Here is a 2,281-nt window from a genome sequence, read left to right on the forward strand (position 1 = left end):
CCCCCGACTCGGTTGGACGCCTTGCGAGGGTCAGAGGTGGGTAGTGGCGGTGCGGTTGCCCCCGTCGTACTTCGCTCGGTACATCATCGAGTCGGCGGCGCGGGTGGCGCGCGTGACGATCGACGGACCGACGCTCCATAGATCTGCGGGCTCGGACACCACGGAGGCACCGACACTGACGGTGACGGGGATGGGGTCGTCCCGCCGGTGCAGCGTGCACGCGACGCGGCCGATGAGTTCGTGAACGTGTTCGAGTGGACTCGAGAACACGACCACGAACTCTTCACCGCCGGTGCGCGCCACCACTCCCGCGTTCTCGAACATCGTCGCCAGTCTCGCTGCAACGGTCTTGATCACTTCGTCGCCGCTGTCGTGCCCGTAGTGGTCGTTGACGGATTTGAATCGGTCGATGTCGATGACCACGACGACAAGGGCTAGACCCCGCTGATAGCTGCGCATGCCCAAGAGTTCGGCAGCATCGTCCAACCCGCGCCGATTGAGCAGCCCGGTCAGTGGATCGAGCAGCGAGCGACGCGCATCGCGACCGATGGCCGTCCACGCGATGTGGGCGAACAGCGGTACGGCGGCATTGATCGACAGGACGACAAGCCCGCCTGCGAGCGCTGTCGGGATGTCTTCCTGGTCCGACAGACATGCCCGCAGCGTCGTGAACAGAATGAAGGCGACACACCAGACAAGATGCGCGAGCAGCCACCGCGGCGAAAGGAAGTACGTGCACAGGGCACCGGTAATGACGAACAGGCCCGACCCGATGATGGCCCCGAATGGCTCGTACAGCACCAGCACCGAGGTGAGCCCGACATCTCCGAAGATGGCGAAGGCGATGAAGTCGCGGCGAACCGGAAGCGGGCCGAAGAACCACCGCAGGGCGACGGCCAACTGCATGACGAGAACCAGGCCGACCCACGCTTGCGCGAGCATCCCTGTCGGACCACGATGACTGAACAGCATGAGGATTGATGCCGCCGCGAAAAGCAACGTTGCGGCGCCGAAGACCATTTTCAGGGGCCCGTGAAGACTGCGGGTCGACCGGTGTGTGACGATCCACTCGTAGTCGAAAGGCTGGCGATACCACTCCGCCAGAAGCGTACGCATCGAGTTCGTGTTGGGTCGACGATGAGTGGGCTTGCGCGTCGTTGCCTGGCCTTGGCTCGTCGGTGGTCGTGCGTCGATCTCCGTGGCCTCCAGTCGCTACCCCCCGTATGGCATACATCATAAAGGGGCGTAACTGGCCATCGGTATGTTTTCGGCTATCCCACCTGTGCCGCAAGGCTGTTGATGGTCCCCGCAATGCGCTCGGCGTTCGGTGTCGTTATGGTCAACCGATGACCGCCCGCGAGCGTGAGAAACACTGCCGGGCCCTTCGTGGTGGCCACCGCGTAGTTGCCGCGGCCCTTGACCCGCAGGCCCCAACCGCCGAAGTCTGAGAACGGGTCGACCTCGCGCACCGAGGCGCCGGTGACCTCTTCGATCGCGTAGTCGAATGCGGCCATCCCGAGGCTCCGAACATGGATACCGGCTCGATCGACGACGAGCTCGTACCGCAGCAGGGACACGGTGAGCACGGCGAGTGGCACGAAGATCGCCAGCGGCCACCAGGATTCGACGATCCAGCAGGTCAGCGCCGCAGCTGCCGCAAGGATGGAGAACAGCACCGCGGTTGCGACGCGTCCTGCGCCGAGCGATTCGACCAGGGGCAAATCGGGGGCCGTCCTGGGCAGGGACTCGGGAGGTGGAGCGTCGGCGGTGACGCGTTCGCGATAGTCGCGGAGCAGCGATGCCCCGAGCAGGCCGACCGAAAATCCGACCGCGGTGCCGACGCCGATGGCCCAGCCCGGCACTTCGACGCGGTCGACGTCGGTCATGTCGAGTTGGCTGTGAAGGATGGCGAGCTGCAGAACGGTGATCAGTCCGACAACCGTCAACCCGATCATCAGCATCGTGCGACGCATGATCAGCAGCGCGTGGGCCAGCGCCGCGACGGCACTGCAGCCGCCGCCGACCAGGACGATGACGATGACGAGTGTCCACGCACTGGTGACCGGGCTCGTGAAGCCGTCGGGTTGGGTGCCGGACCAGTGCGTTGCGATCTGGTCCGGTAGCCGCGATCGCCAGATGCGGGCGGCGACGACGCCGAGTGCCGCGGCGGCGATCGGGGCGAGAACGCCGAAGATCACGCCTGCGGGGTCGAACGTCCTGGCCTTCACGAGCGCGACGGCGTCTCTACCGACGCCGCGGTCAGCTCGGCGCGCACGCGTCC

2 protein-coding genes are annotated in these 2,281 nt (G+C 65.7%); both read right to left on the bottom strand.

The features are described from left to right. Positions 1–30: 30 nt before the first annotated feature. The gene (locus WBQ44_RS14955; RefSeq protein ID WP_495567461.1) at positions 31–1,116 is read right to left on the bottom strand and encodes a GGDEF domain-containing protein; all 1,086 of its coding nucleotides are present in this window, start codon (positions 1,114–1,116) and stop codon (positions 31–33) included. 155 nt (positions 1,117–1,271) lie between these two features. Continuing rightward, positions 1,272–2,228 (bottom strand): DUF1648 domain-containing protein, encoded by a 957-nt coding sequence (locus WBQ44_RS14960; RefSeq protein WP_495567462.1) that lies wholly within the window; start codon positions 2,226–2,228, stop codon positions 1,272–1,274. Positions 2,229–2,281 lie beyond the last annotated feature (53 nt).

The sequence above is a fragment of the Rhodococcus sp. (in: high G+C Gram-positive bacteria) genome (assembly GCF_049591685.1).
Lineage (GTDB): Bacteria > Actinomycetota > Actinomycetes > Mycobacteriales > Mycobacteriaceae > Rhodococcoides.